General features: G+C 59.8%; 1 protein-coding gene. It reads right to left on the bottom strand.

Annotated features, from left to right (window positions below; all coding sequences use genetic code 11):
* Nucleotides 1-279 (bottom strand): hypothetical protein (locus AM506_RS23535; protein WP_200908485.1); only part of this gene is annotated, 279 nt, incomplete at its 3' end.
* Nucleotides 280-716: the final 437 nt, after the last annotated feature.

Here is a 716-nt window from a genome sequence, read left to right as displayed (position 1 = left end):
CTGGTCGGAGACGCACCACACCAGCGGGATATCCGCCTGGCGGCACGCCTCCAGGCAACGCTCCACCGCCTCGGCGTGGGCCGTCACCTCCGCCGGCGCGGCGACGATCGGCCGCGACAGCGGCGGAATCACCAGAGCATCCGGCGCCACCTCCGCCAGCCAGGCGGGATCCAGCTCCAGGCCCTCCTCGATGGTGAGCTCGGTATCCGAGCGGCGGTTGGCCTCCCGGGCCAGGGCCAGGCTCAGGCAGTGGCCGGCATCCAGTACCAGCAGCTTCACGCGCGCACCTCCCTCGGCATGCCGTCAGCGAAACGACGAATCAGAATGGTTATTAGGACCTTTCTGAGCAGTGACTGAGTGAGTGGCATAAGATGCTGATATTCATGCATATCCTTAAAGATTGCTCGTATCAAAAACAACACACTCACCAATACTTGTTGACTTCGTAGCAATTCGGCACCTTGAATGGGGCTATAATCAACATTTTTCCTCCCAGCACCGGCTCGACACTCCCATACGCTCGAACCTCAACCTGAAGGAGGACGGGTAGCTTCGACCGGCTGAAGGCATGTGGCCAGACAACGATACCAACGCATGAAACCACGCCAACCTAGCGGCATGGATTTTAACAGGCATGCACCTTCCCGGCGACGATGTGAGTGTTGCTTTTCTAAAAGCCCTCGGGGGCAGGAGGCCCGACCTCATGAACCTCACAC

The sequence above is a fragment of the Rossellomorea vietnamensis genome (genome assembly GCF_001305855.1).
GTDB lineage: Bacteria > Bacillota > Bacilli > Bacillales > Bacillaceae_B > Rossellomorea > Rossellomorea vietnamensis_A.
Note: the sequence above shows the minus strand (reverse complement) of the source record. Positions and strands in the feature narration are given on the sequence as shown.